Origin of the sequence: Rickettsiella massiliensis 20B (assembly GCF_000257395.1) — a bacterium.
Classification (GTDB): domain Bacteria; phylum Pseudomonadota; class Gammaproteobacteria; order Diplorickettsiales; family Diplorickettsiaceae; genus Diplorickettsia; species Diplorickettsia massiliensis.
In genome coordinates, this window is record NZ_AJGC01000001.1 from 881049 (window position 1) to 903801 (window position 22753).

Here is a 22753-nt window from a genome sequence, read left to right on the forward strand (position 1 = left end):
ATTTTTGATCAGTCTATCAAATACTAAAAAATTAGTTTAAATAAGGCTATCCCCGAAGTCAGAGTAAACACCGCATTCAAACAACCCCAAATCCATCCAAGCATGACCCCTTTTCTTACCGCTGCAAATGAAAAAAGCGTCAGGAAAAGTCCACCTAGAAAGTAAATAGCGGGGTACGTAATGGCATATCCGATTGCTAAAAAAATTAAGCCTAAACAACCTATTTTATTCCAAATATCGTCCAACAAGCCTTTTTTAAATAAAAACAAGATAACAAAAACACTTAGACTAATCGGGACCATGCAAACGCGATGAGCGCGCCCGAACTAATCACTATTTGCAATAAACTAAAAAATAACTGGCGTTCTAAAATAGAAGATAATAATAAAAATAATCCTCCAACCAGATAACATATCTTTTGAGGATAAACCGAGGTCGTTAAAGTTCCTGCAATAATAATCAGCATTCCCACAACGCCCAAGCCAATGTTAGCGTAGTGGTTTCCCCATGATTTAGGTAAAGTTAATTCACTCATTTAGCGATCCCCCCTGTCTTAAAAAGGTTTATTTAGCAATGTGTTTAAGAGTAGCGCATGTTCGCGTTTTTGCACGTCACTGCGAAGACGACGTACTCTTAAAATTGCATTGAGGTCCGCTAAGGCACTTGCAAAATTATCATTTAACACCAAATAATCGTATTCATCATAATGAATTAACTCCGCACGCGCCTCTGCCATGCGTCGTTCAATGACCCGTTCATCATCCTGAGCTCTTAGACGAAGTCGCTTTTCCAATGTTTCCCAAGAAGGTGGAAGAATAAAAATACTCACCGCTTGTGGGATCTTTTTTCGAATTTGCTGTGCGCCTTGCCAATCAATTTCTAAAATAATATCTATGCCCGCTTGTAGTTTTTCTAAAACCCAAGCAAGAGACGTACCATAATGATGATTAAAAACCAGCGCATGCTCTAAAAAGACATGCTGCGCGACGAGTTGATCAAAAGAAGTTGGGTCAACAAAATAGTAATCCACCCCATTTTTTTCTCCAGGTCGAGGCGGCCGAGTGGTATAAGAGATAGAAATCTCCAAATTAGAAACCGATTCTAGCAACGCATTGACTAGACTGGTTTTTCCACCGCCCGAAGGGGCTGAGATGATATAGAGTGTGCCAGGAATGTTCATAAGCTATTCGATATTCTGCACTTGTTCGCGTATTTCTTCAATAAGGATTTTCATATTGATGGCTAAAAGACTTAATTGAGCATCCGGTAACTTCGAAGTGATGGTATTTGCCTCGCGATTTAATTCTTGAAGTAAGAAGTCTAACGATTTACCTTGCGGTGTATCCTGCTGCAAACATTTAGAAAACTCACGCAAATGAATCTGTAGACGATCCAGCTCTTCGGTAACATCAATTTTTTGGGAAAAAAAAGCATTTCTTGTTCTAAACGCTCAGAATCTAAGCGAATACTTGCTTCATGAAAACGCTTCACCCATTTTTCGCGTTGCATTTTACGTAGCAGGGGTAGCTTTTCTTGTGCAACATCGATCAAATTTTGTAGGCGCTGTAAGCGTGGTTCAATCACTTGCGCAATGGCTTGACCTTCGCGAGCACGCAATAAACAGAAGTCATATAAAGCTTCAGAAAAAAGCGTCATTAATTCTGGATGAAAAGTAGAATAGGTGATTTCAGGTAGTTTCAGCACATGAGGCCAGCGAAGCAACTCCGTAGGATCCAAAGGCTGTGACGAGGAAACAATCGTCGCTAACTTCGTATACGCCTCGATTAACGAAGCGATCAAATTTTGATCGATTTCTAGACTCGCCGCAGCATTAGGCACTACTTTAGTGCGTAGCTTGATCTCTACCTTTCCACGCCGCAAAGATTGCGTTAATTGTTGACGCAGCGTCGGCTCTAAGTAAGTAAAGACATCGGGTAGAGAAAATCCTAATTCAAGGTAGCGGTGATTCACACTACGAAGCTCCCAAACGGCATGCCCCCATGGTGCTTGTTTTTCTTTTCTTACAAACGCAGTCATACTACAAGTTGTCATCTTTCACCCAAAAAGTATATTTTATTTGCTTTAACCGTTTATTCTAATTACTCTTGTCATAAAATCTAGCTTTATCTCCAAGGAAAATAATGATGCGCGCGACTTCACGCCTAGCAAATGCACTTCGCACCGTACGCTTAACTCGTCACTACATCCCCTACGCCGAAGGCTCCGTTTTAATTGAGTTTGGTCAAACGAAAGTATTGTGTAACGCAAGTTTTGTTCCAGGGGTACCACGATTTTTGAAAAATAGCGGGCAAGGTTGGATTACCGCTGAGTATGGGATGTTACCCCGTGCCACACATTCACGGACTGAGCGTGAAGCACGCTTGGGCAAACAAACCGGACGTACCTTAGAAATTCAGCGTTTAATTGGCCGTGCGTTACGAACCAGCGTTGATTTAAAATGCTTGGGAGAAAACACAATTGTTATCGATTGTGATGTACTGCAAGCCGATGGTGGAACGCGCACTGCGGCCATTACTGGTGCTTCAGTTGCCTTAATCGACGCACTGAACAAGGTTAGGAAAGCAAAAAAGATTATGCGTGATCCGATTCGCTTTTTAGTTGCGGCGATTTCGGTCGGAATTTATCAAAATCAACCTATTTTAGATTTAGACTATACTGAAGATTCCAATGCAGCGACCGATATGAACGTCGTAATGACGGAAGAGGGCAATTTCATCGAGTTACAAGCCACTGCTGAAAAAAAATCCTTCCGTAAAGGCGAGTTTGATGCGCTCCTTACGTTAGCCGAAGAAGGTATTCAACAATTGTTTGCGACACAGCGTGCGGCGTTAACTGAAATGGAAGCGACACAAATCGCTTGCTAACTAGACTTTGCCGACAAAATGTTATCCTAATAATAAACTAAACGACTCGGAACAAAATTGTCGGCAGATATTACATAGGCTAAAACGAATATTTCCATATAAAACAGTATGCGGGAATTTCAATATAAGCGATTTTTCTAAAAATTGGTTTTCATTAATTAAAACTTTCTGCCTATCTTGTCAGCCAAATAAAAAATAAAAAATAAAAAATAAAAAAAATTTTTATATACTCATTGTTTTCTAGATAAAAGTCTAGATCAGTAAAAATAAATCTTTTTATAAAATATAAAAAAGCGCATTCTTGTTTAAATTAAGACGCTCGAAAACAAACTCTTAAAGCGTAACAAACAAATTTAGAAAAAATCTGCTAAAAGCTACGAAAAAAGTTAACTGATCTTCTTTTAATAAACTCTTCCCTAACATTCACACTATTCTACAAAAGTGTGGTCAAGTAAGCGATTATTGAGCATCTCTTCTATATAGACTATTTTTGCACGACAAGACAAGGTATCCTCATAAATACCATCTAGAATAAATAAGAAAGCGCGTGTGTCCCAATAAAGTAAGTCCAAGCAACACCTAGAAAATAGTTTTATCGATACTAGATAAGGAGATAGTCGGTGTTAAAACGTGATATATCCACGGTAAATGTCCTAATCGCAGCAGCAGGCGGTATGATTGGCTCAGGATGGTTATTTACCCCGTTTATTAGCGCACAAATCGCTGGCCCAAAAGCGTTATTGAGCTGGATTTTAGCAGCGTTATTTATGATTTTTATTGCGTTACCGCTTTGTGAATTGGGGGCAATGTTGCCTTTATCCGGGGGAATCGCTAATTATCCTACCTTTACACATGGCCGGATACTCGGTTTTTTATTTTCATGGATTACTTGGCTCTCTTATGTCGTGATGACACCGATTGAAATTCAAGCCATACTACAATACAGCAGTCATTTTTTTCCGCAATTATTAGTTAAGGAAAGCACTTATTTTAAACTATCAGGGCTGGGCTACTTTGTCGCAATTTTAATCATGTTTTTTGTCGTCCTATTAAATAGCTATGGAATTAAATTTTTAGCACAGTGTAATAAATATACCAGCATACTCAAATTTATTTTACCCGCTATCGCTATTTTTGCTTTATTAAAAACAGCGCCTTCCTTGCAAAATCTACAGCCGAGTCATCTTGATCCAAGCTGGACTTCTATTTTTACAGCACTTTCTACCGGGGGGATTGCGTTTGCATTCACTGGCTTTCAAAACGGCTTAATGCTCGCCGGAGAAGTACAAAACCCGCAAAGAAATATTCCTATCGCCATTCTTGGCGCAATTTTTATTGGATTTATTCTTTATTTTTTATTGCAACTAAGTTTATTGGTGGCGATTCCCGCTCCTTTTTTACAAAAAGGCTGGACTTTATTAAGTTTTCCAGGCGATAGTGGGCCATTAGTCGGCTTAACATTGTTGCTCGGCTTAAACGTTATTGCTTTTTTATTGCTATTTGACGCGGCATTTTCACCGTTTGGAACCACCTTAGTGTATACCGCTGCAACTTCCCGTATTTTATATGGTATGGCGACCAATCACTATTTACCGTCGTATTTCTTAAAACTCAATCGTCATAAAATTCCTTACGTTACATTATATGCAAATTTTATCATGGGGTGTTTTGTATTTTTACCTTTTCCAGGATGGCAAAAGATGGTCGCGTTTCTTTCTTCAGCCAGTGTTTTATCTTATGGAATTGGGCCGATCTGTCTTTTAGCCTTACGGAAGATTCATCCAGAGAAAGCACGTCCTTTTTATTTAAAACAAGCTACTTTTTTCTGTTACTTCGCTTTCTATGTATGTAATTTAATGCTGTATTGGTGTACTTTTGCCGTATTATGGAAATTATTTGTCGCCATTCTCATTGGAATAGGCTTAAGTTATTTTTTTCAATCTAAAGAACAGGCCGCAAATAAATTGAGTTTATACTGGTTCTTTATTTATTTGAGTACTTTAGTCTTTTTTTCTTATTTAAATACACTTCCAGGCTCTTTATTTCGATTTCCTTTTGATCTGATTCTACTTTTTCTATTTAGTTGTTTAATATTGTATACGTCACAACGCTGTTTAGTCGCCGAAGAAGCGCGCGCGGCGGCGAATGCTTCGTTAAATAGACAACTTCGCGAAAATTCTTAACACTGCGGTTAAGGATGACCGACGATATGCACTTCAGGAATGAGCGTAATATTTTGTTGCTGAGAAACGGTCTGTTGAATGAGTGTAATCAATTGTTCAATTTCAGCGGCCGTCGCCTGACCTTCATTCACAATAAAATTCGCATGCTTCTCTGAGATCACTGCATCACCAATTCTTGTTCCTTTTAACCCACATTGCTCGATTAAACGCGCGGCGTATTGCCCAGGTGGATTACGGAAAACCGAACCACAGCTCGGTTCATTGGTCGGTTGCGTGCGCGTACGATAATCCAGCAAAATACGAATTTTTTCTAAACTCGTTTCTTTTTCGCCAGGCATCAATTCAAAGTGCGCTGCTAAAAAAATTCATCTTCTTTAGCCTGCACGCAACGATAAGCTATTGCATAATCCTTAGGATAACGTATTTTCTTTTCACCATGGCGATTGACCACTTCAACCGTTTGCACAATTTGCCAGGTTTCTTGTTGATTACAACCCGCATTCATGGCCAGTGCTCCACCGATTGTGCCAGGAATACCTGCTAAAAATTCAGCGCCGCTCAAATAATGACGTGCAGTAAAACGAGCAAAAGCGGGCGACGCGACGCCCGCTTCGGCACGCACCGTGGTGGGTTTTAGTTGTTCCAGTTTCTGTAATGCGCCTTGCGTAATGATCACCGTTCCATGAAACCCACCATCCCGAATTAACGTATTACTCCCCAGCCCCAAAAAAAGTAACGGTTCTTTTTCAGGTAATTGTTTTAAGAAAGCGATTAAATCATTACTATCTTGAGGCAAATAAAGCTGTTTAGCTGGACCCCCGACCCGCCAAGACGTATATTCAGACAACGGCGTATTCGATAATAAGCGTCCATTGAAACTCGTCATTTTGCCCCATCCACTTTTGGAAATGAACGTGCTAATTCTTGCGCAAGCCCTCCTACGTCACCCGCACCTTGGAGTAATAAAATATCGTCCGTTTGTAATATGCTTGCAAACTGACTGGCTAATAAACGATGATCCATTACAATTTTGGGGTTCAAAGTTGTTTTTTGAGCCAAACGTTCTACTAACGCTAGACTATCGGCACCATCAATCGGTGTTTCACCCGCTGAATACACATTCAGTAAAATGAGCGCATCAACCTCCGATAATACGGAAACAAAGTCATCAAATAAATCACGCGTACGAGTATAGCGATGCGGTTGATAAACCATCACGACACGTCGCTTCGGCCAAGCCTGGCGAATGGTTTGCAAGGTGGCCGCAATCTCTCGAGGATGGTGACCATAATCATCCATCAACAAAACTGACCCCGTCGGAAAAGCATATTCACCCCAAATCTGAAAACGTCGATCAACACCACTAAAGTGAGCCAACGCAGCATGAATCGTCTGATCATCAATATTTAGCTCTGTAGCAATCGCAATCGCCGCGACCGCATTGAGAGCATTGTGTCGTCCAGGAATATTTAAAACGACCTCCAGTGGCGAGGCATCCTTACGTAATACCGTAAAATGATTTTTAAGTCCTTTTTGTCCAAAGTTTCGAATTGTTACATCGGCATCTTCACTAAAACCATAGGTAATCACTGGGCGTTTAATTTCCGTTAAGAGTTCACGAATCGTCGGATCATCCACACATACAATCGCTACGCCATAAAAGGGAAGCTGTCTTAAAAACTCGATGAAATTTTGTTTAAGACATTCAAAATCTCCTTGATACGTTTCCATATGATCCGCATCAATATTCGTTACAATCGCTAACATTGGCTTTAAATAAAGAAACGATGCATCACTTTCATCCGCTTCTGCGACAAGATAACGTCCAGAACCCAATCGAGCATGGGTACTCGTACTATTGAGTCGTCCGCCTATGACAAAAGTAGGATCAAATTGACCTTCATTCAAAATACTGACAACTAAACTGGTTGTAGTCGTTTTGCCGTGCGTGCCCGCAATCGCGATGCCATAACGAAAACGCATCAGCTCGCCCAACATTAAAGCGCGTGGAATCACCGGAATATGGGTTTTTTTAGCCGCAATTAACTCAACATTTTCAGTAGACACTGCGCTTGAGTAAATCACTACGTCTGCGTGCTCAATATGGTACGCCTCGTGACCGAGATAAAATTGGACTCCCAATTTTTGTAGCCTTCGGGTCATACTATTTTCCTGGAGATCGGACCCGGATACGGTATAGCCTTCATTGAGTAAAATTTCCGCAATACCACCCATCCCCGCACCACCTATCCCCACAAAATGTAGGTGTCGAATACGTCCCATTGGATTTTCTATCAAAAGTGGTTTCATGCGCTAAAGACCTATTTATTGTCATAAAGGGACCGGTATTGTGTCACTAGTTATTGATTAGCTCAATGTTGAACAATAAAAAAACAGCGGATTATTCACTGAAAAAGCAGCCTACTAAAATGTTTTATTGCATAATTAAGTGAGCAGGCTTTCTTTTAAAAATAGCTAAAAATGAGCGATTTTTCTATTTTACTTGAATTACCCATGTCACCCTATTGCGTTCATAACGATTGAGAATAAAAACCTTCGATGAGATAAAGAGAGTAGAACTAAAGCAAAATAAAGTCGAAGAGTCCGCGATAGGTGTGCGTTGACCGGCGAAGCTGGCAATGCAGGACACCATAAAGTCTGGTCGGGGAGAGCGGGGGTATGCGCCAAACGAATCACGGCCTACTTTCAGCTGTGTCATTCGAGATCATTTCAGGCACAATGTTAAAATTTTTCGCGGGAATAGCGCCTCGCTTATAAAAAGGCTTTTTAAGTTTATTCTCTTTGTTTAGCTTAAGTTTATTCCCGAGGAAAATATAAAAATATTTTTAGGAAAGACGATAAAATAGATAGAAAGAATAAGCTAAGATGTTAGTAATTATATAAAATCAAGTTCATTGACTTATTCACAAAAAGTTTCAGTCACTCGATCAAAAATTTATTGTACCACATCATTAAAAAATTCGGTTGCGATAGGCTTGTATCTGGTTCAGAGTATCCTCTGGAGTGCATATCTCAGATCAACTCCACAATAGCTCACAGTCCAGGATATTCCCTATTTCACAGGTCAATACACACTTATCGCCCCCTCGAGCATGAACCTAGTTTTTTCACTCGTTCATCACATATTATAAAAGAGAGTAATATTTTATCTGAAATGTTACTCTTATTTTCAATCAAACCTTTAATGGACAAAACTAATTAAGATTTTGGATCAAGTTAAAACGACGATTGACTAAACTAATCTTTCTTCCTATAAAGAAGAAAAGTCTATGCTATCGTGATTAATTTGATCTTTGATATCAATCTTAATATCAGTTGCTGAAAAATTAGGACTCTGATTCTTAAACATAAATTTAATAGAATATTCTTTACCTAATTTAATTTTATCTGGTAATGGCTCAATAAGCTCTCCGATAATCGAAATGCTCTCAACTATGATTTCTTTACCGTTTTGGCTACCAACAATCTCTACCCCTTTTTTATATTCATTTTTTTCTAAATATTGAGCTTCGTCATAGTTAATCCAGGTACCTAATTTAAATAAACCTGAATCGTTAATAATCACCTTCCCTTTAACACGAAATTGTCGATAACTATCTAATACTTTTTCATTTTTTTGTTTCAGATTAAATTCTTCAAGAGAAAAATCATTAATTTTTTCAACTACCTCAAATTTTTCGTTGATTGATTCTTCAATAATTGTAATATCTTCCAACACACCAGGGATGATATTAATATCAGTTGCATCAAGCCCATATTTATTAATAATTAAAAATTCAACTTCATGCTTACTCTTTGCTGCCACTTTTTCTGGAATAGATTTTATCATTTCAAGATTAAGCTGAACTTGTACGACTTCTGTTTTAGTAAATAAATCAATTGAATCTCCTTCTTTATATGAAAAAGAGACTGATAGTTTTTCTTCTCCGCACTTTTTAGCAATAAACGTTCCAACCAAAATTACCGAGGATTCTTTTTGTAAAGAATGTCCAATATTTTTACTATCTTCTTCATTTAAGACAAAATATTGACTCGTATTATTTATAACATCAAAATTATTCTTATCTATAGTTAAGTAAGAACCTTTATCGTTATTATTTTCTTTCATAATATTCCTCAATTATTTATTATATTTTCCTCTACACCTATTTCGAGACATTTTTAAAAATTAGAGTGTTTGATATCTATGTTAATTTCTGTTATCGAGTAACTTCCTTCATTTTTAAATAGAAAAATTACTTCCGTTTTCTGCCCAAGTTTCATAAGCTCCGGCAAGCTTTTTTTGACAATACCCTTTACTGAAGGAGGACTTTTGACAGTTAAAGTTCTCTTTATCAGATCGACTTTAAGTCCTCTATTTCTTGCTGCCACATAAAGTGTAAGTTGATGATTGCCTGGGGTTTGAGGAGAAAAAATGATACTAAATTTTTTGCTTTGAGTTTTTGATCTCATTAATAATAAATTCGTATTGTCTCCAAATTTAAAACTATCTCCTTCTAATACTATGGATCTATCTGTAGGCAAAGATAGTTTTAACTCATACTTACCAATATAGGTTTGTTTCGTAAAGTAGTCCTTTTCTATAGTTAGAGCGCAACTATCCTGTTCTTGTAAGCGAGGATCGATTTTATTTTCTTCACTCGTATCGGTAAAAGCCATAAATTATTCCTTTAATTATTATTAAAACATATTCATTTTAAACCTATTAATCTTTTTAACTAAAGATATAACGTAATGAGAAGAATATATCATATCCACTGTTTCGATCTTTAAGGAATTGTCCTTCTGAAAAATGTTTAACTGATTCCCCACTAGTGATCTGACCAAAATTATTGTAACGATAACCCAAACCACTCCATATATTTTTAGTTAACTGATAATCAACACCAACCCCTAAACTATAACTCAAATTCGATTTGGCTTTATTAGGAAAATAGGGGTTAATATGCTCAGAATCTAGCATAGACAATTTACTTTCATCATATGTAGTAAATTGATTCCAACTCATACCAATACCTGCTACGATATAAGGCATCCAACCTCTCCAACAATATAAATTCGCTTTCCCAAGTAAATGTAAATTATGATGGGAAAGTTGATAATGATAGCCAAAATGAATATCTTCATGCGAAGAATAATCTTCAATAAATCCGGAAATTTTTCCTGAGAAATAACGAGCATATTCTAAACCCAAGCTAACAAAAGGCAAAAAGGAAGTCGATCGTGACCAAACATAGCCGCCTGATAACAAAGCTACGTCGACATCCTGGATCGAAGATGTATTATATTTATCAGGCAGTTCTTCAGAATTTAATAAGTTAAACGTTCCTAATTTTTGTTTAAACATCGTTCCCAATCCCATATCTAGATACCACTTCGATCGACGATCTATTGAAGCGATACAAGTTAGATTTGATTTTTTTTCGACAGAACAACTACGGCTATTAGTAGCGTTAGCTAAGCCAGGTATTGCTATAAAAAAACGAATGATAATATCTTTAAATAGAAAGTTCGCATTCTAATCTCCCTGAAATAGATGGCTATATTTTTTATAACAAAAATAGATAAAATATAGCTGCGGAAATAGATTAACTTAAGCTTATGAAACTAATTTAAATTAATCAAATAAAATTAGCGGTGTTACATATGAATACAAAGAATTATATTATCTAATATAGATTATACAAAAAATATGGTAAATTACTTTCTAAAAATATTAGATTTAATTTGTAAGCATAATTTATAGTGCGATAAGCTTAAATATGAATATTAGCATTTCTCTTATCGTTAACAACAATATATCACTATTCAAGGTCGACGTTGTAATCCCTACAATCAAATAAAAATTGAATCAAAACTATTTTTTGTCCTTATATTAATCATTTTAAATTTTTGAAAAAAATAATTAGGATTGGGTATCACTAAAATAGGATCAAATTATATTTATTTGAAATATATAAATAAATAACTAGGGGAGAGGGGTCACTATGTTCATTAAAAATTTTGGCTATCATACTTTTGCCTCATTCCGTATTTTTTTGGAAATTTCCTAATTTTTCTATTTTTTCTTGTAATTCAGCTAGCTTAGGTTCATTTTTTTCGTTAATTACTTAATATATCTCTGGATATTCCTTAGCATCACCTCTCAAGTCTTCTTCTAAATCGTCAATACAATCAATTGTTTCTTCTAAAAAATTAGGCATGTATTGAAACGTCAAAACAACCTCAGGATCAAGATCCTTTAAATAAAAAGTCCCATTTTTATTTAAAATACAATCCTTATATTTTTTTTATACTCCTTTAATTTAACGCGTATTATAGCTGCTTAATCTTTGTCCTCAATAAAATAACTTTGATTTTTCAAGCTATCTAAATTTATTTTTCCTGTTCGCTCTAATTTAAAGGCGGTATTCTTTGATTCAGCCACAGCATTGATAATACCGGTTTTATCTAATAACAAATCTTTTTTTAAAACTAAATCCGTATGATTCATAAGAAAATCCTTTTATTTCTAAATAATTAGAGATTATTATTCTAATATAGAAAGAATTAATATACTTATATAAATAAATATATTGTTATATTTCATGAATAAATAACCAAAGACTGTAATCATCTGATAGATAAAATTTATTATAAGTTCTATTCATCGCCTATTTAATTAAATATCTTTTCATCCTTTTATTTTACATTCATAATCTAATAGCAAGCAGCTTAAATTCTATTTTATTTATAAAAATAAAATTATTAATTTAATATATAAATAAACTTTACAGTCATAAATATATATTTAACAAAATAATTAATAATATATTATTAGTACTAATAACTACTTAACTTCTGATAAGAAGTAATAAATGAGAATAAATACAACATTCGATGAGACAAGGAGATCATTGCGAAAGCAATGCGCAGTTGAAGAGCCCGCGATAGGCGTGCGTTGCTGGGCAAAGCAGGCAACGCATCACGCCGTAAAGTCATGGTGGGAAGCGCAGGCATGAAGCGCTTCGATAAAGTGCAGGTGCGTGCCAGACGCCGGACGAATCGTGGCCACTGCCGTCGCATGATTCGAACTAATTTTGGGGCCAGGATGGCCAAAATTTTTCGTGAGAATAGCGACTCGCTTCTTTATAAACATCATCATCTATAAATGTGTATTTAAAATCACTATGATAATATATCTAGTACGATACGATATTAAATAGAATCTAATTCATGATTAATACCTACTTAAAGTACTCCTTAAATAAAAAATTCTTTTTATAAGAATTTTACAAATCTAGATTCATCAATAAGCTATTCTTATAAACTCTATGCTATAAATAATAACTTTTATTTTCTCTTTAGTTTTACAATTTACACTTAATTTATGATTTAAAGATATATATTATATTTTCTTGTACCTAATCGTCTTTTTATTCATGATTGAAATCAAATAATTAATAAGCTTTACAATGAGAGAAAAATAGAATTAATTCTTATTGGGAATATCTTCTAAAAAATATATAAATAAAAATAAATATCAGAATATCTTATATAGATTGTATTACCCTGTAAAAAATATACCATTGATTTCTAATTATTATTGCCTGTTCCAATATGTTGAATCAAACTAATAAGTTTGAAAATGTTATAATAATTTATTTCTATCTCAAAGGACAATGACGATATGGATCAATTTACCTTCCCAAATAAAAAGGAAAATGAAAAATGTATCGAATTAGATACATTAGAGCCTATAAAAATAGAATCTTTATCTCCTGGCCAATCTTATCTAATTAAAACTACTTTTTGCCCATTAGTTCCTGGTCAACTGATGATACAAGCAAACTTTGATTACAAAGAAGGTGAAACGATACAGTAGTTGTCATAGTAAGCCATATTTTACTTCGACTAAATTTACATTTTTAATTATATTAATAATAAATTATTATAAAATTCATTTATGAGAATTTTAAATTTTATTTAACAAAATAATGTTTATAAATAATTGATGAAAAATATTAAAATTAACTTAAAAAATTGCAAAATATTTTTCACTTAATCTCTAAGCAAACTCTACAGAATAGCTTTGATATCAGCTACTGTTTTTGTATCAGAAATTTTATTTAAACCTTATTGGATAATTTTATGATTCTTATCGAAATAGAACATATCCGATACTGAATTTTACGGCTGAGAGACATAACCTGAATAGTGGAACGAAAAAAAGTTAAATGATTATCACGTAAAACTTAAATATATTTAATATTATAGTTGTTGACTTTTTGGCTGTATCACCAAATAACTGACCGTATAAACTATTTCTGACCTTACGTTTTTCTATGGCGACATTCTCATCTAAAATACTTTTTTGAATGTCGAGATTTTTTTGTTGTCTGGCGGTAATGTTTTCGGTATTACGTTGTGTGGCATTAAAACTCGGTAATGAGAATGCCGCGCCACGCGTGGTCATTTGTGCCGTTTGTCGTTGAATGACTTTATCTAAACTATCTAAGTTACTTAAAGTAGATTGCTGATACTGCAATTCATTTTGTTTAGCTTGCAGGTCAAGTTGATTTTCTTGTGCTTTGGCTGCTTGTACTTCCATAACACCTTTTATGACAACTCTACAAGCCTATATACAAAAACGTAAAAAAGAAAAGGTAAAAATGCGGGCTGTCAATTACCCTTTGCAAATTGTTCGGCGTATTTTGAATTTATTTGCTGAAGAGTGGAAAGACGAATATAGTTTAAGTTGGTTACCCTCAGCGCCAAAAATCAAGCTGGAATCAGAAACAGATAAGCACAAACCTTATCCCTTATCGCCAGAAGAGCAAATAAAACTGTTTGATGAACTTCCTATTCATTTACGAAGAATGGCTATCTTTGCTGCCAATACAGGATGTTGAGATCAGGAAATAGGTGCGCTGCAATGGGAATGGGAAACTAAAATACCCGAAGGATCGGTATTTCTAATTCCTGACTGGCGAGTTAAGAACAGAGAAGAGCGACTGGTTGTACTTAATAGGATAGCCCATCGCGTGATTGAGGAAGTACGAGGAATTCATCCTGAGTATGTATGTACCTTTCGAGGTAAATCTGTAACAAGGATGTTAAATTCGGCTTGGAAGAAAGCGCGTGTACGAGCAGGGTTAGCTCACGTAAGAGTGCATGATCTTAAGCATACTTTTGGACGACGTTTACGCGCTGCGGAAGTTAGCTTTGAGGATCGACAGGATTTGACTAGGCCATAAGAATGGGCGGATTACTACGCACTACTCAGCAGCTGAATTGGCTAACTTGATTCGAGTAGCTAATAAAGCTTGCGATACGGCAAATCAATTGATTGCTCTAAAACAAAAGGAAACGACGCTAGCTCCCACAAATCTCCCGCAAGGAAATTTAAGAGAAGATCTCTGCATTGCTAATTATACTCAAATTGACTACAATTCGGGGTCTTTTGAAGAAAGCCGATGTAGCTCAGTCGGTAGAGCAACTGATTCGTAATCAGTAGGTCGGACGTTCGATTCGTCTCATCGGCACCAGTAAAAATCCTTTAAAATCAGGCAGTTACACTAAAGTAGTCGGCGCCCTTGCTTTGCGCTAAATTAATCGGGGTTCCTACAGGGGTTCCTCTAATGTACTTGCTAGGCATCTTGTTTTAAACAATACTTCATAAAAGTTAATTTTTACTGGCAAGTATGTGCCGAAGCTTGAATGAGAAAGTAAACGAGTTTGATTAGTCACTTTTATTTAAATTCCATTTCATTGGCCATTATTGACCATTAATTGTTTAAATTAAAAGAAAAAATAGCGAGTCTATTTCCACCACTCACCCGATTTGGGTTACGGCGAATTGTTAATAAATAGCTCAATTTCTTTTATGATGTAAATTAAATCTATACCCGCTTCATCGCATTCCTTTTTCACCTCATCGACGGAATGTGCAGTCAGTACAAAAATAGGTAAATGAGGCTTATTCTTCTTCGTTTCCCACTGACGATATTCTTTACAAGCCTCAGTTCCTTTGAGTTTAGGTAAACCAATATCGAACAGTGCCCAACAAAAAGAATGGGTTTTTTAATGCCTCTAACGCCGCTTGCCCATCCATGGTGACCATTACCTCATAGCCTGCTTCCTCTAATTGATTCTTCAGTACACGTAGCACAATCGTGTTATCTTCAGCAATGAGCACAGAACCGGTTTTACCTTGAGATTTTTTGCTGGACGCTAATACTGTTTCTGCTTTATCCAGATTTTGATGCGCCAAAGGAAAGGTAAACGATAATGTAAAACAACTTCCTTTTCCTTCTTTACTCGCTACGTTTATTTCACCGCCTAGAAGAGTTAATATTTCCTTAACCAAATATAACCCCAAACCGTAGCCGCTATATTCTGCTAAATAAGAAGGATGTTCACGGTAGAAGCGGTCAAATATCTTATTGATATTTTCTTTTGCAATTCCTATCCCGGTATCGGCTACTTTGACCTCTACTTTTGCGCAACCCTTTTCTATCTCTAATAACTTAATAGTAAAACGTATTTCACCGATCTTGGTAAATTTAACTGCATTCGATAAAATATTGAGGAAGATACGTTTTAATTTGATTCTATCGCTCAAAATAAGTGGTAAATTTTGTTCAACATCTAAAACTAGTTTTAATCCTTTCGTATAGGCAGAAGGCTCCATTAGGGCATAAAGTTCTTTCGTTAAGCCCGATAAATCTAATGGTTCTACTTTTACAGAATCGGTCATTTGTTCGGTATCAATCACCTTGATTACGGCATTGAGCAAGTCGAGTAATTGATTGCCTGTTTCGTAGATCATTTGACCGTATTCTTTTGATTCCTCTAATGATTCTAACCCCTCTTTTTGAAGCTGCGCTAACCCAATCACTCCAGCTAAGGGCGTTCTAATATCATGTGCCATGTTTTGTATAAATTCTTGTTTGGCAATATGGGCTTGTTTTTGTTTAGTGATATCAAGTGAAACTCCAATAACTCCCTGGATTATAATATTTTTATCTACTAATTCTTTAACAGGCGTTCTGTTTGTCAAATAAACTCTTTGATCAATACCTCTTTCTTCAACGATTTGCTCCTGTCCTTTCTCCAAAACTTTTTTACAAGCTTCCCACTTATCATTACCCCAGTGTGAAATATGTCTACCAATAAAGTAATCTTCAGTTTTTTTTAATATATCAATCATACGAGAGTTAACCCAAATTAAGTAACCCTCTTTATCAACAATAAAAACATTTACAGGTAAGTAGCTTATAAGAAGACGATAAATGATAGGAAAAGATAAGGAAAGTAAATTAGATTTATTTTTCATAATTTATTACTTATGGCTTACAAAGCTTGAGTATTTCATAGAGTATTCTATATATAACTCATTAATAAGCTTTATTTGTTCTTCTTGTTTTAATTTATTAAGTTCAAGAAGAATATTTTTTTTTATATTAGTATTTTGATTATCTATTCCGACTTCTTTAAAAAAACAACTATTAGAAGATTTCAACTTAGATAAATCATTTGGATTTTCAATTTTATATTCAACCCATGGAAGTGGATTATTTTCTCCAAAATATTTTCGATGCACATATCTTAGCGCAGCATTCCCTGCCCCAGGATAAAGTTGATGTGTAAAATCATAATGCACTAATTTAAAAATAATACTTGACTCTTCTAGTAAATAATTACGAGCTGCTTCTAAGCATTTATCATCCAGCTTTCTATTTTTTTCTGGGTCATATTTTTCTAATAGTTTTTTCGCATATTTCTTAGAAAGATGTTCAACATGACCCTTAAAACATTTATCAGTTTCATACGTTTTTTTAATATCAGATAAATATTCACAAAAAGGCTTATCTTTCTCATTAAGCTGTGTTTCAAGTATCTCTTTCCAAGAAATAATTTTTACAGGCATCTTTAGTTTGTTAATTGATTCTTTTTGTTCTTCTCTCCACTCAATTCCTAATTGAATTGCTGCTAAGTCAGATTCCTCAGAAGAAGAGAATTTAGAATCTAAAGCAAGATAATGACGTTTTAAATATCCAGTTTCAATGATTGTAACTTTGTGGCAGTGTCCTTCTTTATATTCTTCATTCATTTTCAAACAAAATGCTTCAAAATCTTCTTTTTGCTGATATATTTGATCAATACTAATAATCATTAAAACAGAAGCGGTTTTTCCATCTGCACTATGAAGATGTTTTTTTAATTTGATAGTTGGGAACATAATTTATATTTGAAAAAAATACCATTGTGAATTTTAAGTTATATTATATTTATTTTAAATATAATGTTACTATTACTTTAAATAATTTATTATCTTATAGAATATATTCTATCTTTATAAATAATTATGCTATCCTAATTTTAATAAAAATTGAATCACAAAAATAGTATAAAAAAATAAAAAATTTATCTAGTTTTTTTCTTAATTTATAGGGAATTTTTTGATTAAACTTTCAACCATATTCCTTATAAATTCTAAATTGTCGCATAATGCGGATAAATAATAATGGATAGTTTCTGATGAATAATCCAAAAAGTCATCTGATAAAGTAAGTTGGGCTTGGGCAATTGCTTTTTTCAGATGCTCAAGAATAAGCTTTTGTTGATCAATATGATCCATAATTTCAACAGATAAGTTCTCTTTTAAGTGAGGATAGGTCATAAACTATTAACTTTTCTTTGAATATAAACTTTTATGTGTCGAATATTCTGAGTAATTAACTTATCACATAAATCATTTTGAAAGTGAGTTCCTGTGCATTTGAACGCCGCTTCAACCATATTTTTACAACCTAACTTTCTGATGCTTCTTTTTCGATAATATTTCACCGTATCAGGATGAATCTCTAATATTTCTGCGGCATGAGCTATCGATTTGCCTTTAAAAGATAAGTATAAACATTTCATTTCTTGTAGGGTAAGCTTATCTGGGAAAGTGAATAAGCAGTTAGAAATAACATCAGTGATTAACTTCTTAAAAACAACCAATTGATTGTTTGAAGGTTTTCTATTCCCTAAATAAAGTAAGTAATCTCGAGCAAGTTCGTCATAAAGCACATGTTGGGTTTTTTTAATTGACTAGAAAAATAGTCTAATTCTTCATCTGAATGCATTATTTTATCCAAAAAATAAGTTTTATCTAGTATTTTATCATTAAGATTATTTAATGAGATCAGGAATTACCTCTAGTAAAGTTGATAGAGATTCATCTTCCTCTAAAACATCTAAAATAAAAGTTTTTTCATCGAAAGAAATTTTTTTGAGATATGTATGATTTGATCGATCACTCGTGATTAAATAAATTAGTGCTGTTCTGTTTTTGCTCATTTCATTTCGGATAGAGTTAATGAGGGAAGAAATATCCTGAAAAAAATCATCAATTTTAAAGAGAATAAATTGATAGGGTACTTGTAATACTTGATGAATAATTTCTTCCTTACTTTTAACTGAATGAATTTGATAGTTGATCATTTGCTCAAAAAAATCTGAAAATAATTTCTGTCTCTTATCACATGAGTCAAGAATCAGTCCATATTTGACTTCAGAAATAATTGGTAATAATTCGAAAAAACGATTTTTTAAATGTTTTTTTATATTTTCAATCGTCAGTTGGAGAAGCCATATCTCTCATCAAAGTATCAACTATATCATTGATAACATAATTATTAGGAACAATATTTCTTTTTTTTGCATATGTTCTTCCTTATTATTAAATTAATTTGATTAAAAAGAAGTTACTTTAAACTTGCTTATAGATTCAATATTTTTTAAATAGACGTATGTTCTATTTCCTCTATTTCTATCGTTTGGCTCGCTAATTTCCCTGCTTTTACAGGTAGATATCCAAGTTGAGTAGCAACGAATATAGCCTCGTTAACTTTTTCACAACGTAGTTTATGGCAAGCAGTCGCTCTTATTTTTATAATTGAGCTCTCTGTCTTTTTTAATAAAATTGCTATTTCTTTCACTTCTTTTCCGCAGGAAGCATAATAGAGACATTTTAATTCATTAGATGTTAAAGGCTTTGAGATAAGAGCTGTTTTTTTAGGTGAAATATGAGATAGGTAGCTTATTTTTTCATTGATTTCATCCTTGCTAGGAGCAACGATTCCTTCTTCAGATAAGCAAAAAATTGCCATTGCTCTATAGTATTGCTCTTCAATAGAAATTAACTTGTACCAAGCCTCATCACGAGCTAATCTACTAATAGCCATGGCCAACTCCAGTTAGTTGTTTATGGTTAGCATCACTAAAGTATGACTGTACTTTAGTGATGTGAAGGGCGCGTTTTTTTATGCGCCCTTTTTCTTTAATAAATAGCTTATGGGAAAAAAGAAAATCTTGAAATTGTATTCTTAGACAAGAATTAAGCTGTAATAATTGCCTGTATAAACAATTTTTATAATAGAAATATTGTCTGTAAAGACAGTAAAAGTTGCTTCGATCAAACGATCGAGATACGATTGACGTAACCATGATTTCAATTCTCCTGGAATTGGGTTGTGGCCAGACAGTGGTAGGGTGTTTGCGCACTCTATCGCTGTCCCCCTTAAGTGGGGTCTGGCAGTTTTTAAGGATTAAAGTTTTATACGTTGTTAAAAAAAGACTTTAGATGTGCTCTTCCCTCCTTCTTTTTAACTCTTGTTCAGCTAAAGACTGATATTCCTTGTGATTGGCGGCCAGCCATTGCAAATAAGCCTCTGGGATTTCATCTATACGTTTACCTTTGTATTTGCCAGTCGACATAATGGGTTGTTCCGTTACGGGTTTATCTTCTCTTAATTGCTGATGTAATTCCTCAATTAAGTACTGACTCGTTTGTTGAGAAGGTACTTTTTCTTCTTGCACATAATCTTCGACTTCTTCACGAATCGTTAAGCCTTTCAACACATCGGCAAAGGCATCGCGCAGGGCGTATCCACGGGCCCGCATTTGTAGCATGCGGTTTCGATAGTCTTGCCAAGGCCCAGGTTTTTTAAGTAACCCCGCTTTTTGTGCGTCTTCTAGACTAAAGGTGCGTGTGATTGCTTTGGCCAAACCTTTACGTTTAACTCGACATAGTGCAACGGTTCCTTCCATCACTTCTTCAATGCTCTCTAATTGACCTGAAGCTTGCACAATCGCCAGTGCGCCATCTCCCCATAAGCAAGGACGATGGTTGATCACCGCAATGTTTTGCGCATGGGTTTTAAACCGACTTCTAAGCCCATTTGCATCGCCACGAGGATATCTTCGGGTTTGTGCTGATAATCTCTTGGACAAAAACGACTCTTAGCAATGGCATTGGCAAACTGCATTGCTTCGGCCCAGGACTGAGGGATCAGACTATGAGATTGTACGGATAGGGAAGTTGACATTATTATTCTCCTTAAAGCTTAAAGGCGTAGTGAGGTAAAGATATTTCTTGAACGGGGTAAGCGGGCCATTCATCGGCTTCTAAGCACTGTTTATAGTGCTGTAATAGATCGCTGAAGGCTTCTTGACCCTTTTCCAAGGCCGCTTTGTCCAGCTTATAGGTTGAGACCACATACGGTGCTAATTTCTCAATCACTAAAAACCAAAAACATTGCATATCCACTCCCTTGATAGCCTGTAAGGCTGAACGAATCATTGCCGCTTGAATATGATAACCGTAGTCGTGCACGGCCTTAGAAAACGACCAGGCGCTGCCATCTTGGGCTGTTTTAAGATCAACCACTAATCCGTTGTGTAGGATATCTGGGCGGCATTTACATAAAATCCCGGTATCCGGATCGTTCCAATAAATTGATTGCTCTATTTTCGCATTTTGAATCAACTGTACAGCCAGAGTGTTTTTCTCAAAACTGGCTTTCATTACGCATAATTCTTCATATTGTGCTTCAGTGAGAAGGCTTCGATTACCCATCGTTTCCTGTAACTGTTTCCATTTCTCAGCACCGGCCTTGGTTCGTTTATCTACTTTCGGTAAAACAATGAACTGCTCTTCAAATTTTTCAGGTTCTAAAATTGCCGTATGTAATGCATGGCCCAAAATTTGAGCTGGGGTAGGGGACTCAGGGATGTAATCTCTATTGATCCATGAACGTTATTTCCCCTCTATCCACCACTGACCGCGGGCTGAACGGCTTTTGAGTTGTGTGAGTCTGCAAGCGTTTGATTATTATTTTCTCTTCTCGATTTCGTTCCCCACTCTCCAGTATGAGGATTTCTATTGCCTTTCGTCGACCCATTATTATTGAAATTACCATCAGGATTACTGCGATAATGAGGCCTCACGGAAGTTCCATCTTTACGATGATAGCCGTGAACAAACACATCGCAATAAACGCTACATGAAATCAAACTGCAGAGTATAAATAAAATCCATTTTTTTATTATTAAGTTCTCCTTTTATACTTAATATTATCGGACATTTATAATGTTAGCATTTTAAACATACCAACTGAAACTCAAAAACAACGTGATTATTTGTAATAATAATCAAGTAAATTAGTGTATGTTTTTATTTAAAGCGGATCACTATGAAAAGTAGAAGTGAATATACTCTCATCACAAAATAAATTTATTTTTAAAATAATTTAATTTATTTTTAAAAAAATTATGAAGGATATATAAAATAATTAATCTTTAATTTATACTCAAAACTGCTACGCAAAAAATAAAAGGAGTTGGCATGATTATTGAGACGTTAACCGCTTTTAGTGCAGGTAGATTCGTATGGGAAACACTTGAAATTTTGCATTTGATTCATGTAGGCAAAATAAGTGGCAACGCGGCTTGTAAAGGGGTGGGTTCTATTTCACATCTTATGCAAGAACAAATCAATAAATGGAAAAAACAAATAAATCCAGGCCGACAATGCGAGATAGAAGCAAAAACACCTTACTACTTTACATCAATTGACGATGATAATTATCAAAAAACTAAGGAAAAAGCTGATTCTTATTTGACTAAATTGAATCATAGTGTTGAGAGCTTAAAAAATGCAAAAATATATTTTTTAAAAATCTATAAAAGCGTAATACAACTCGCTGCCAAGGATAAGAAAACGTTCTTAAGTAATTTATTAGATTTTAAGATTAAATTTCAGTCATTCAAAGATGAATTGAACCAATTTTTATTGTCAATTGAAATACCACCCCGCCAACTATTGTATATCGCCAACTTATCAAATCAAAGATCAGGTTCAGGTGAGCTTGGAGTAATTGAAAAGTTTAATGGATATTTAGAAGATATTAAAGCTTGCTTCAATGAGATGGAATACACAAAAAAAGATATGTTTGACAAGCTTAAAGAAGGGTTTATTCTCAATCCAGAAAGCGCAGATCTAAATCTTTCTGAACAATTCCAGCACAGTATTGATCAGCTATCAGAAATAATGCCTGCGATCCCACAAGAAAATACAAAATATCTGACGGTCCGTGAAGCTATGGTTGAAATATCCGCTGTATTTCAACAAACTGATTATAATAGAGGATCAGGTTGAAGAATGGGCGAGTAATCCAAACTGGTGGCCATTACTTACTGAAGAGAAACAGATTGAAGTTGGGCAACGTATTTTTCTGCATGTAATGGATCAAAAAAAATTCTTCCGCGGATAAAAAATTACTGATCGCCCAAATTTTTCTGCGTCAGCATGTTTCAAAATATGCATTCGATCAAGCTACCATTGATTTATTA

30 protein-coding genes, 1 tRNA gene and 1 pseudogene are annotated in these 22753 nt (G+C 34.9%); 7 read left to right on the plus strand and 25 right to left on the minus strand.

Annotated features, from left to right (window positions below):
- Positions 1–23: 23 nt before the first annotated feature.
- The 5 genes from S3O_RS0105255 to S3O_RS13935 are packed head-to-tail and all read right to left on the minus strand — an operon-like array spanning position 24 to position 2052.
- Complete coding sequence (locus tag S3O_RS0105255; RefSeq protein ID WP_010598030.1) at positions 24–302, minus strand: hypothetical protein; 279 nt, start codon at positions 300–302, stop codon at positions 24–26.
- Positions 284–535 carry a hypothetical protein gene (locus tag S3O_RS0105260; protein WP_010598031.1) on the minus strand — a complete coding sequence of 84 codons (252 nt, stop codon included), beginning with the start codon at positions 533–535 and terminating at the stop codon, positions 284–286. The genes S3O_RS0105255 and S3O_RS0105260 overlap by 19 nt, the downstream gene beginning before the upstream one ends.
- Before the next feature lie 18 nt (positions 536–553).
- On the minus strand, positions 554–1180 hold the full coding sequence (gene gmk, locus S3O_RS0105265; RefSeq protein WP_010598032.1) for a guanylate kinase: 627 nt from the start codon (positions 1178–1180) through the stop codon (positions 554–556).
- A 3-nt stretch (positions 1181–1183) separates the two neighbouring features.
- The gene (locus tag S3O_RS16445; RefSeq protein ID WP_235776170.1) at positions 1184–1375 is read right to left on the minus strand and encodes an endoribonuclease YicC domain-containing protein; all 192 of its coding nucleotides are present in this window, start codon (positions 1373–1375) and stop codon (positions 1184–1186) included.
- A complete protein-coding gene (locus S3O_RS13935; protein WP_083827658.1) occupies positions 1321–2052 on the minus strand; it encodes a YicC/YloC family endoribonuclease in 732 nt (243 codons plus the stop codon). The genes S3O_RS16445 and S3O_RS13935 overlap by 55 nt, the downstream gene beginning before the upstream one ends.
- A 92-nt stretch (positions 2053–2144) precedes the next feature.
- On the opposite strand from S3O_RS13935, the gene rph reads away from it, so the two are divergent.
- Positions 2145–2885: a ribonuclease PH gene (gene rph, locus S3O_RS0105275; protein WP_010598034.1), complete on the plus strand. Its 741-nt coding sequence runs from the start codon at positions 2145–2147 to the stop codon at positions 2883–2885.
- Positions 2886–3313: 428 nt separating this feature from the next.
- Here rph and S3O_RS17250 read toward each other — a convergent pair whose 3' ends face one another.
- Entirely contained in the window at positions 3314–3457 is a 144-nt protein-coding gene (locus S3O_RS17250; RefSeq protein WP_156792755.1) for a hypothetical protein, read from the minus strand.
- Between the two features lie 48 nt (positions 3458–3505).
- On the opposite strand from S3O_RS17250, the gene S3O_RS0105280 reads away from it, so the two are divergent.
- Positions 3506–5068, plus strand: coding sequence for an APC family permease (locus S3O_RS0105280; RefSeq protein WP_010598035.1), 1563 nt, complete (start codon positions 3506–3508; stop codon positions 5066–5068).
- Between the two features lie 8 nt (positions 5069–5076).
- Here the strand turns inward: S3O_RS0105280 and murB are convergent.
- From murB to S3O_RS17770, 8 genes and pseudogenes are all read right to left on the minus strand, one after another.
- A pseudogene (gene murB / locus S3O_RS13940) lies at positions 5077–5954 on the minus strand (UDP-N-acetylmuramate dehydrogenase).
- On the minus strand, positions 5951–7378 hold the full coding sequence (murC, locus tag S3O_RS0105290; protein WP_029463670.1) for a UDP-N-acetylmuramate--L-alanine ligase: 1428 nt from the start codon (positions 7376–7378) through the stop codon (positions 5951–5953). Before murC ends, murB begins: the two are co-directional and overlap by 4 nt.
- Positions 7379–8339: 961 nt before the next feature.
- Complete coding sequence (locus S3O_RS0105295) at positions 8340–9197, minus strand: hypothetical protein (RefSeq protein WP_010598037.1); 858 nt, start codon at positions 9195–9197, stop codon at positions 8340–8342.
- 53 nt (positions 9198–9250) lie between these two features.
- On the minus strand, positions 9251–9748 hold the full coding sequence (locus tag S3O_RS0105300; RefSeq protein WP_010598038.1) for a hypothetical protein: 498 nt from the start codon (positions 9746–9748) through the stop codon (positions 9251–9253).
- A 55-nt stretch (positions 9749–9803) separates the two neighbouring features.
- A complete protein-coding gene (locus S3O_RS0105305) occupies positions 9804–10436 on the minus strand; it encodes an outer membrane protein (RefSeq protein ID WP_192805889.1) in 633 nt (210 codons plus the stop codon).
- A 978-nt stretch (positions 10437–11414) separates the two neighbouring features.
- The gene (locus S3O_RS17255; RefSeq protein WP_156792756.1) at positions 11415–11582 is read right to left on the minus strand and encodes a hypothetical protein; all 168 of its coding nucleotides are present in this window, start codon (positions 11580–11582) and stop codon (positions 11415–11417) included.
- Positions 11583–11911: 329 nt separating this feature from the next.
- Positions 11912–12070: a hypothetical protein gene (locus S3O_RS17260; RefSeq protein ID WP_192805890.1), complete on the minus strand. Its 159-nt coding sequence runs from the start codon at positions 12068–12070 to the stop codon at positions 11912–11914.
- Positions 12054–12227, minus strand: coding sequence for a hypothetical protein (locus S3O_RS17770; RefSeq protein WP_192805891.1), 174 nt, complete (start codon positions 12225–12227; stop codon positions 12054–12056). Before S3O_RS17770 ends, S3O_RS17260 begins: the two co-directional genes overlap by 17 nt.
- Before the next feature lie 531 nt (positions 12228–12758).
- On the opposite strand from S3O_RS17770, the gene S3O_RS0105325 reads away from it, so the two are divergent.
- On the plus strand, positions 12759–12953 hold the full coding sequence (locus S3O_RS0105325; protein ID WP_010598040.1) for a hypothetical protein: 195 nt from the start codon (positions 12759–12761) through the stop codon (positions 12951–12953).
- Between the two features lie 348 nt (positions 12954–13301).
- On the opposite strand, the gene S3O_RS15470 is transcribed toward S3O_RS0105325, so the two are convergent.
- Entirely contained in the window at positions 13302–13679 is a 378-nt protein-coding gene (locus S3O_RS15470; RefSeq protein ID WP_010598041.1) for a hypothetical protein, read from the minus strand.
- Between the two features lie 10 nt (positions 13680–13689).
- Between S3O_RS15470 and S3O_RS17775 the strand changes: the two genes are divergently transcribed.
- From S3O_RS17775 to S3O_RS0105340, 3 genes are all read left to right on the plus strand, one after another.
- Positions 13690–13980, plus strand: a complete 291-nt coding sequence (locus S3O_RS17775; protein WP_010598042.1) for a hypothetical protein — start codon at positions 13690–13692, stop codon at positions 13978–13980.
- A 102-nt stretch (positions 13981–14082) separates the two neighbouring features.
- Complete coding sequence (locus S3O_RS20425) at positions 14083–14325, plus strand: hypothetical protein (RefSeq protein ID WP_408005663.1); 243 nt, start codon at positions 14083–14085, stop codon at positions 14323–14325.
- A 215-nt stretch (positions 14326–14540) separates the two neighbouring features.
- Positions 14541–14616 (plus strand) — tRNA-Thr (locus S3O_RS0105340).
- A 488-nt stretch (positions 14617–15104) separates the two neighbouring features.
- On the opposite strand, the gene S3O_RS0105345 is transcribed toward S3O_RS0105340, so the two are convergent.
- The 10 genes from S3O_RS0105345 to S3O_RS17270 form a co-directional block, all read right to left on the minus strand.
- A complete protein-coding gene (locus S3O_RS0105345) occupies positions 15105–16406 on the minus strand; it encodes an ATP-binding protein (protein WP_010598043.1) in 1302 nt (433 codons plus the stop codon).
- Positions 16407–16412: 6 nt separating this feature from the next.
- The gene (locus tag S3O_RS0105350; protein WP_010598044.1) at positions 16413–17312 is read right to left on the minus strand and encodes a hypothetical protein; all 900 of its coding nucleotides are present in this window, start codon (positions 17310–17312) and stop codon (positions 16413–16415) included.
- Positions 17313–17513: 201 nt separating this feature from the next.
- Positions 17514–17753, minus strand: coding sequence for a hypothetical protein (locus S3O_RS0105355; RefSeq protein ID WP_010598045.1), 240 nt, complete (start codon positions 17751–17753; stop codon positions 17514–17516).
- Positions 17750–18148: a helix-turn-helix transcriptional regulator gene (locus S3O_RS0105360; protein WP_010598046.1), complete on the minus strand. Its 399-nt coding sequence runs from the start codon at positions 18146–18148 to the stop codon at positions 17750–17752. The genes S3O_RS0105355 and S3O_RS0105360 overlap by 4 nt, the downstream gene beginning before the upstream one ends.
- 102 nt (positions 18149–18250) lie before the next feature.
- Positions 18251–18562: a hypothetical protein gene (locus tag S3O_RS0105365; RefSeq protein ID WP_010598047.1), complete on the minus strand. Its 312-nt coding sequence runs from the start codon at positions 18560–18562 to the stop codon at positions 18251–18253.
- Positions 18563–18858: 296 nt separating this feature from the next.
- Positions 18859–19305, minus strand: coding sequence for a helix-turn-helix transcriptional regulator (locus S3O_RS0105370; RefSeq protein WP_010598048.1), 447 nt, complete (start codon positions 19303–19305; stop codon positions 18859–18861).
- Between the two features lie 394 nt (positions 19306–19699).
- Positions 19700–20257, minus strand: coding sequence for a recombinase RecT (locus S3O_RS15480; RefSeq protein WP_050816841.1), 558 nt, complete (start codon positions 20255–20257; stop codon positions 19700–19702).
- Positions 20254–20448 carry a hypothetical protein gene (locus tag S3O_RS15485; protein ID WP_050816842.1) on the minus strand — a complete coding sequence of 65 codons (195 nt, stop codon included), beginning with the start codon at positions 20446–20448 and terminating at the stop codon, positions 20254–20256. Before S3O_RS15485 ends, S3O_RS15480 begins: the two co-directional genes overlap by 4 nt.
- Before the next feature lie 11 nt (positions 20449–20459).
- Positions 20460–21149: a PD-(D/E)XK nuclease-like domain-containing protein gene (locus S3O_RS0105380; protein ID WP_156792758.1), complete on the minus strand. Its 690-nt coding sequence runs from the start codon at positions 21147–21149 to the stop codon at positions 20460–20462.
- 20 nt (positions 21150–21169) lie between these two features.
- Positions 21170–21349: a hypothetical protein gene (locus tag S3O_RS17270; protein ID WP_192805892.1), complete on the minus strand. Its 180-nt coding sequence runs from the start codon at positions 21347–21349 to the stop codon at positions 21170–21172.
- A gap of 397 nt (positions 21350–21746) precedes the next feature.
- Between S3O_RS17270 and S3O_RS0105385 the strand changes: the two genes are divergently transcribed.
- Positions 21747–22559, plus strand: a complete 813-nt coding sequence (locus S3O_RS0105385; protein WP_010598050.1) for a hypothetical protein — start codon at positions 21747–21749, stop codon at positions 22557–22559.
- Positions 22560–22753: the final 194 nt, after the last annotated feature.

Coding starts and splice junctions, on each gene's coding strand:
- S3O_RS0105255 (WP_010598030.1), bottom strand. CDS start 302: ATGGTCCCGATTAGTCTAAGTGTTTTTGTTATCTTGTTTTTATTTAAA.
- S3O_RS0105260 (WP_010598031.1), bottom strand. CDS start 535: ATGAGTGAATTAACTTTACCTAAATCATGGGGAAACCACTACGCTAAC.
- gmk (WP_010598032.1), bottom strand. CDS start 1,180: ATGAACATTCCTGGCACACTCTATATCATCTCAGCCCCTTCGGGCGGT.
- S3O_RS13935 (WP_083827658.1), bottom strand. CDS start 2,052: ATGACAACTTGTAGTATGACTGCGTTTGTAAGAAAAGAAAAACAAGCA.
- rph (WP_010598034.1), top strand. CDS start 2,145: ATGCGCGCGACTTCACGCCTAGCAAATGCACTTCGCACCGTACGCTTA.
- murC (WP_029463670.1), bottom strand. CDS start 7,378: ATGAAACCACTTTTGATAGAAAATCCAATGGGACGTATTCGACACCTA.
- S3O_RS0105295 (WP_010598037.1), bottom strand. CDS start 9,197: ATGAAAGAAAATAATAACGATAAAGGTTCTTACTTAACTATAGATAAG.
- S3O_RS0105300 (WP_010598038.1), bottom strand. CDS start 9,748: ATGGCTTTTACCGATACGAGTGAAGAAAATAAAATCGATCCTCGCTTA.
- S3O_RS0105305 (WP_192805889.1), bottom strand. CDS start 10,436: ATGTTTAAACAAAAATTAGGAACGTTTAACTTATTAAATTCTGAAGAA.
- S3O_RS17255 (WP_156792756.1), bottom strand. CDS start 11,582: ATGAATCATACGGATTTAGTTTTAAAAAAAGATTTGTTATTAGATAAA.
- S3O_RS17260 (WP_192805890.1), bottom strand. CDS start 12,070: ATGACTTTACGGCGTGATGCGTTGCCTGCTTTGCCCAGCAACGCACGC.
- S3O_RS17770 (WP_192805891.1), bottom strand. CDS start 12,227: ATGTTTATAAAGAAGCGAGTCGCTATTCTCACGAAAAATTTTGGCCAT.
- S3O_RS0105325 (WP_010598040.1), top strand. CDS start 12,759: ATGGATCAATTTACCTTCCCAAATAAAAAGGAAAATGAAAAATGTATC.
- S3O_RS15470 (WP_010598041.1), bottom strand. CDS start 13,679: ATGGAAGTACAAGCAGCCAAAGCACAAGAAAATCAACTTGACCTGCAA.
- S3O_RS17775 (WP_010598042.1), top strand. CDS start 13,690: ATGACAACTCTACAAGCCTATATACAAAAACGTAAAAAAGAAAAGGTA.
- S3O_RS0105345 (WP_010598043.1), bottom strand. CDS start 16,406: ATGAAAAATAAATCTAATTTACTTTCCTTATCTTTTCCTATCATTTAT.
- S3O_RS0105350 (WP_010598044.1), bottom strand. CDS start 17,312: ATGTTCCCAACTATCAAATTAAAAAAACATCTTCATAGTGCAGATGGA.
- S3O_RS0105355 (WP_010598045.1), bottom strand. CDS start 17,753: ATGACCTATCCTCACTTAAAAGAGAACTTATCTGTTGAAATTATGGAT.
- S3O_RS0105365 (WP_010598047.1), bottom strand. CDS start 18,562: ATGATCAACTATCAAATTCATTCAGTTAAAAGTAAGGAAGAAATTATT.
- S3O_RS0105370 (WP_010598048.1), bottom strand. CDS start 19,305: ATGGCTATTAGTAGATTAGCTCGTGATGAGGCTTGGTACAAGTTAATT.
- S3O_RS15485 (WP_050816842.1), bottom strand. CDS start 20,448: ATGTCAACTTCCCTATCCGTACAATCTCATAGTCTGATCCCTCAGTCC.
- S3O_RS0105385 (WP_010598050.1), top strand. CDS start 21,747: ATGATTATTGAGACGTTAACCGCTTTTAGTGCAGGTAGATTCGTATGG.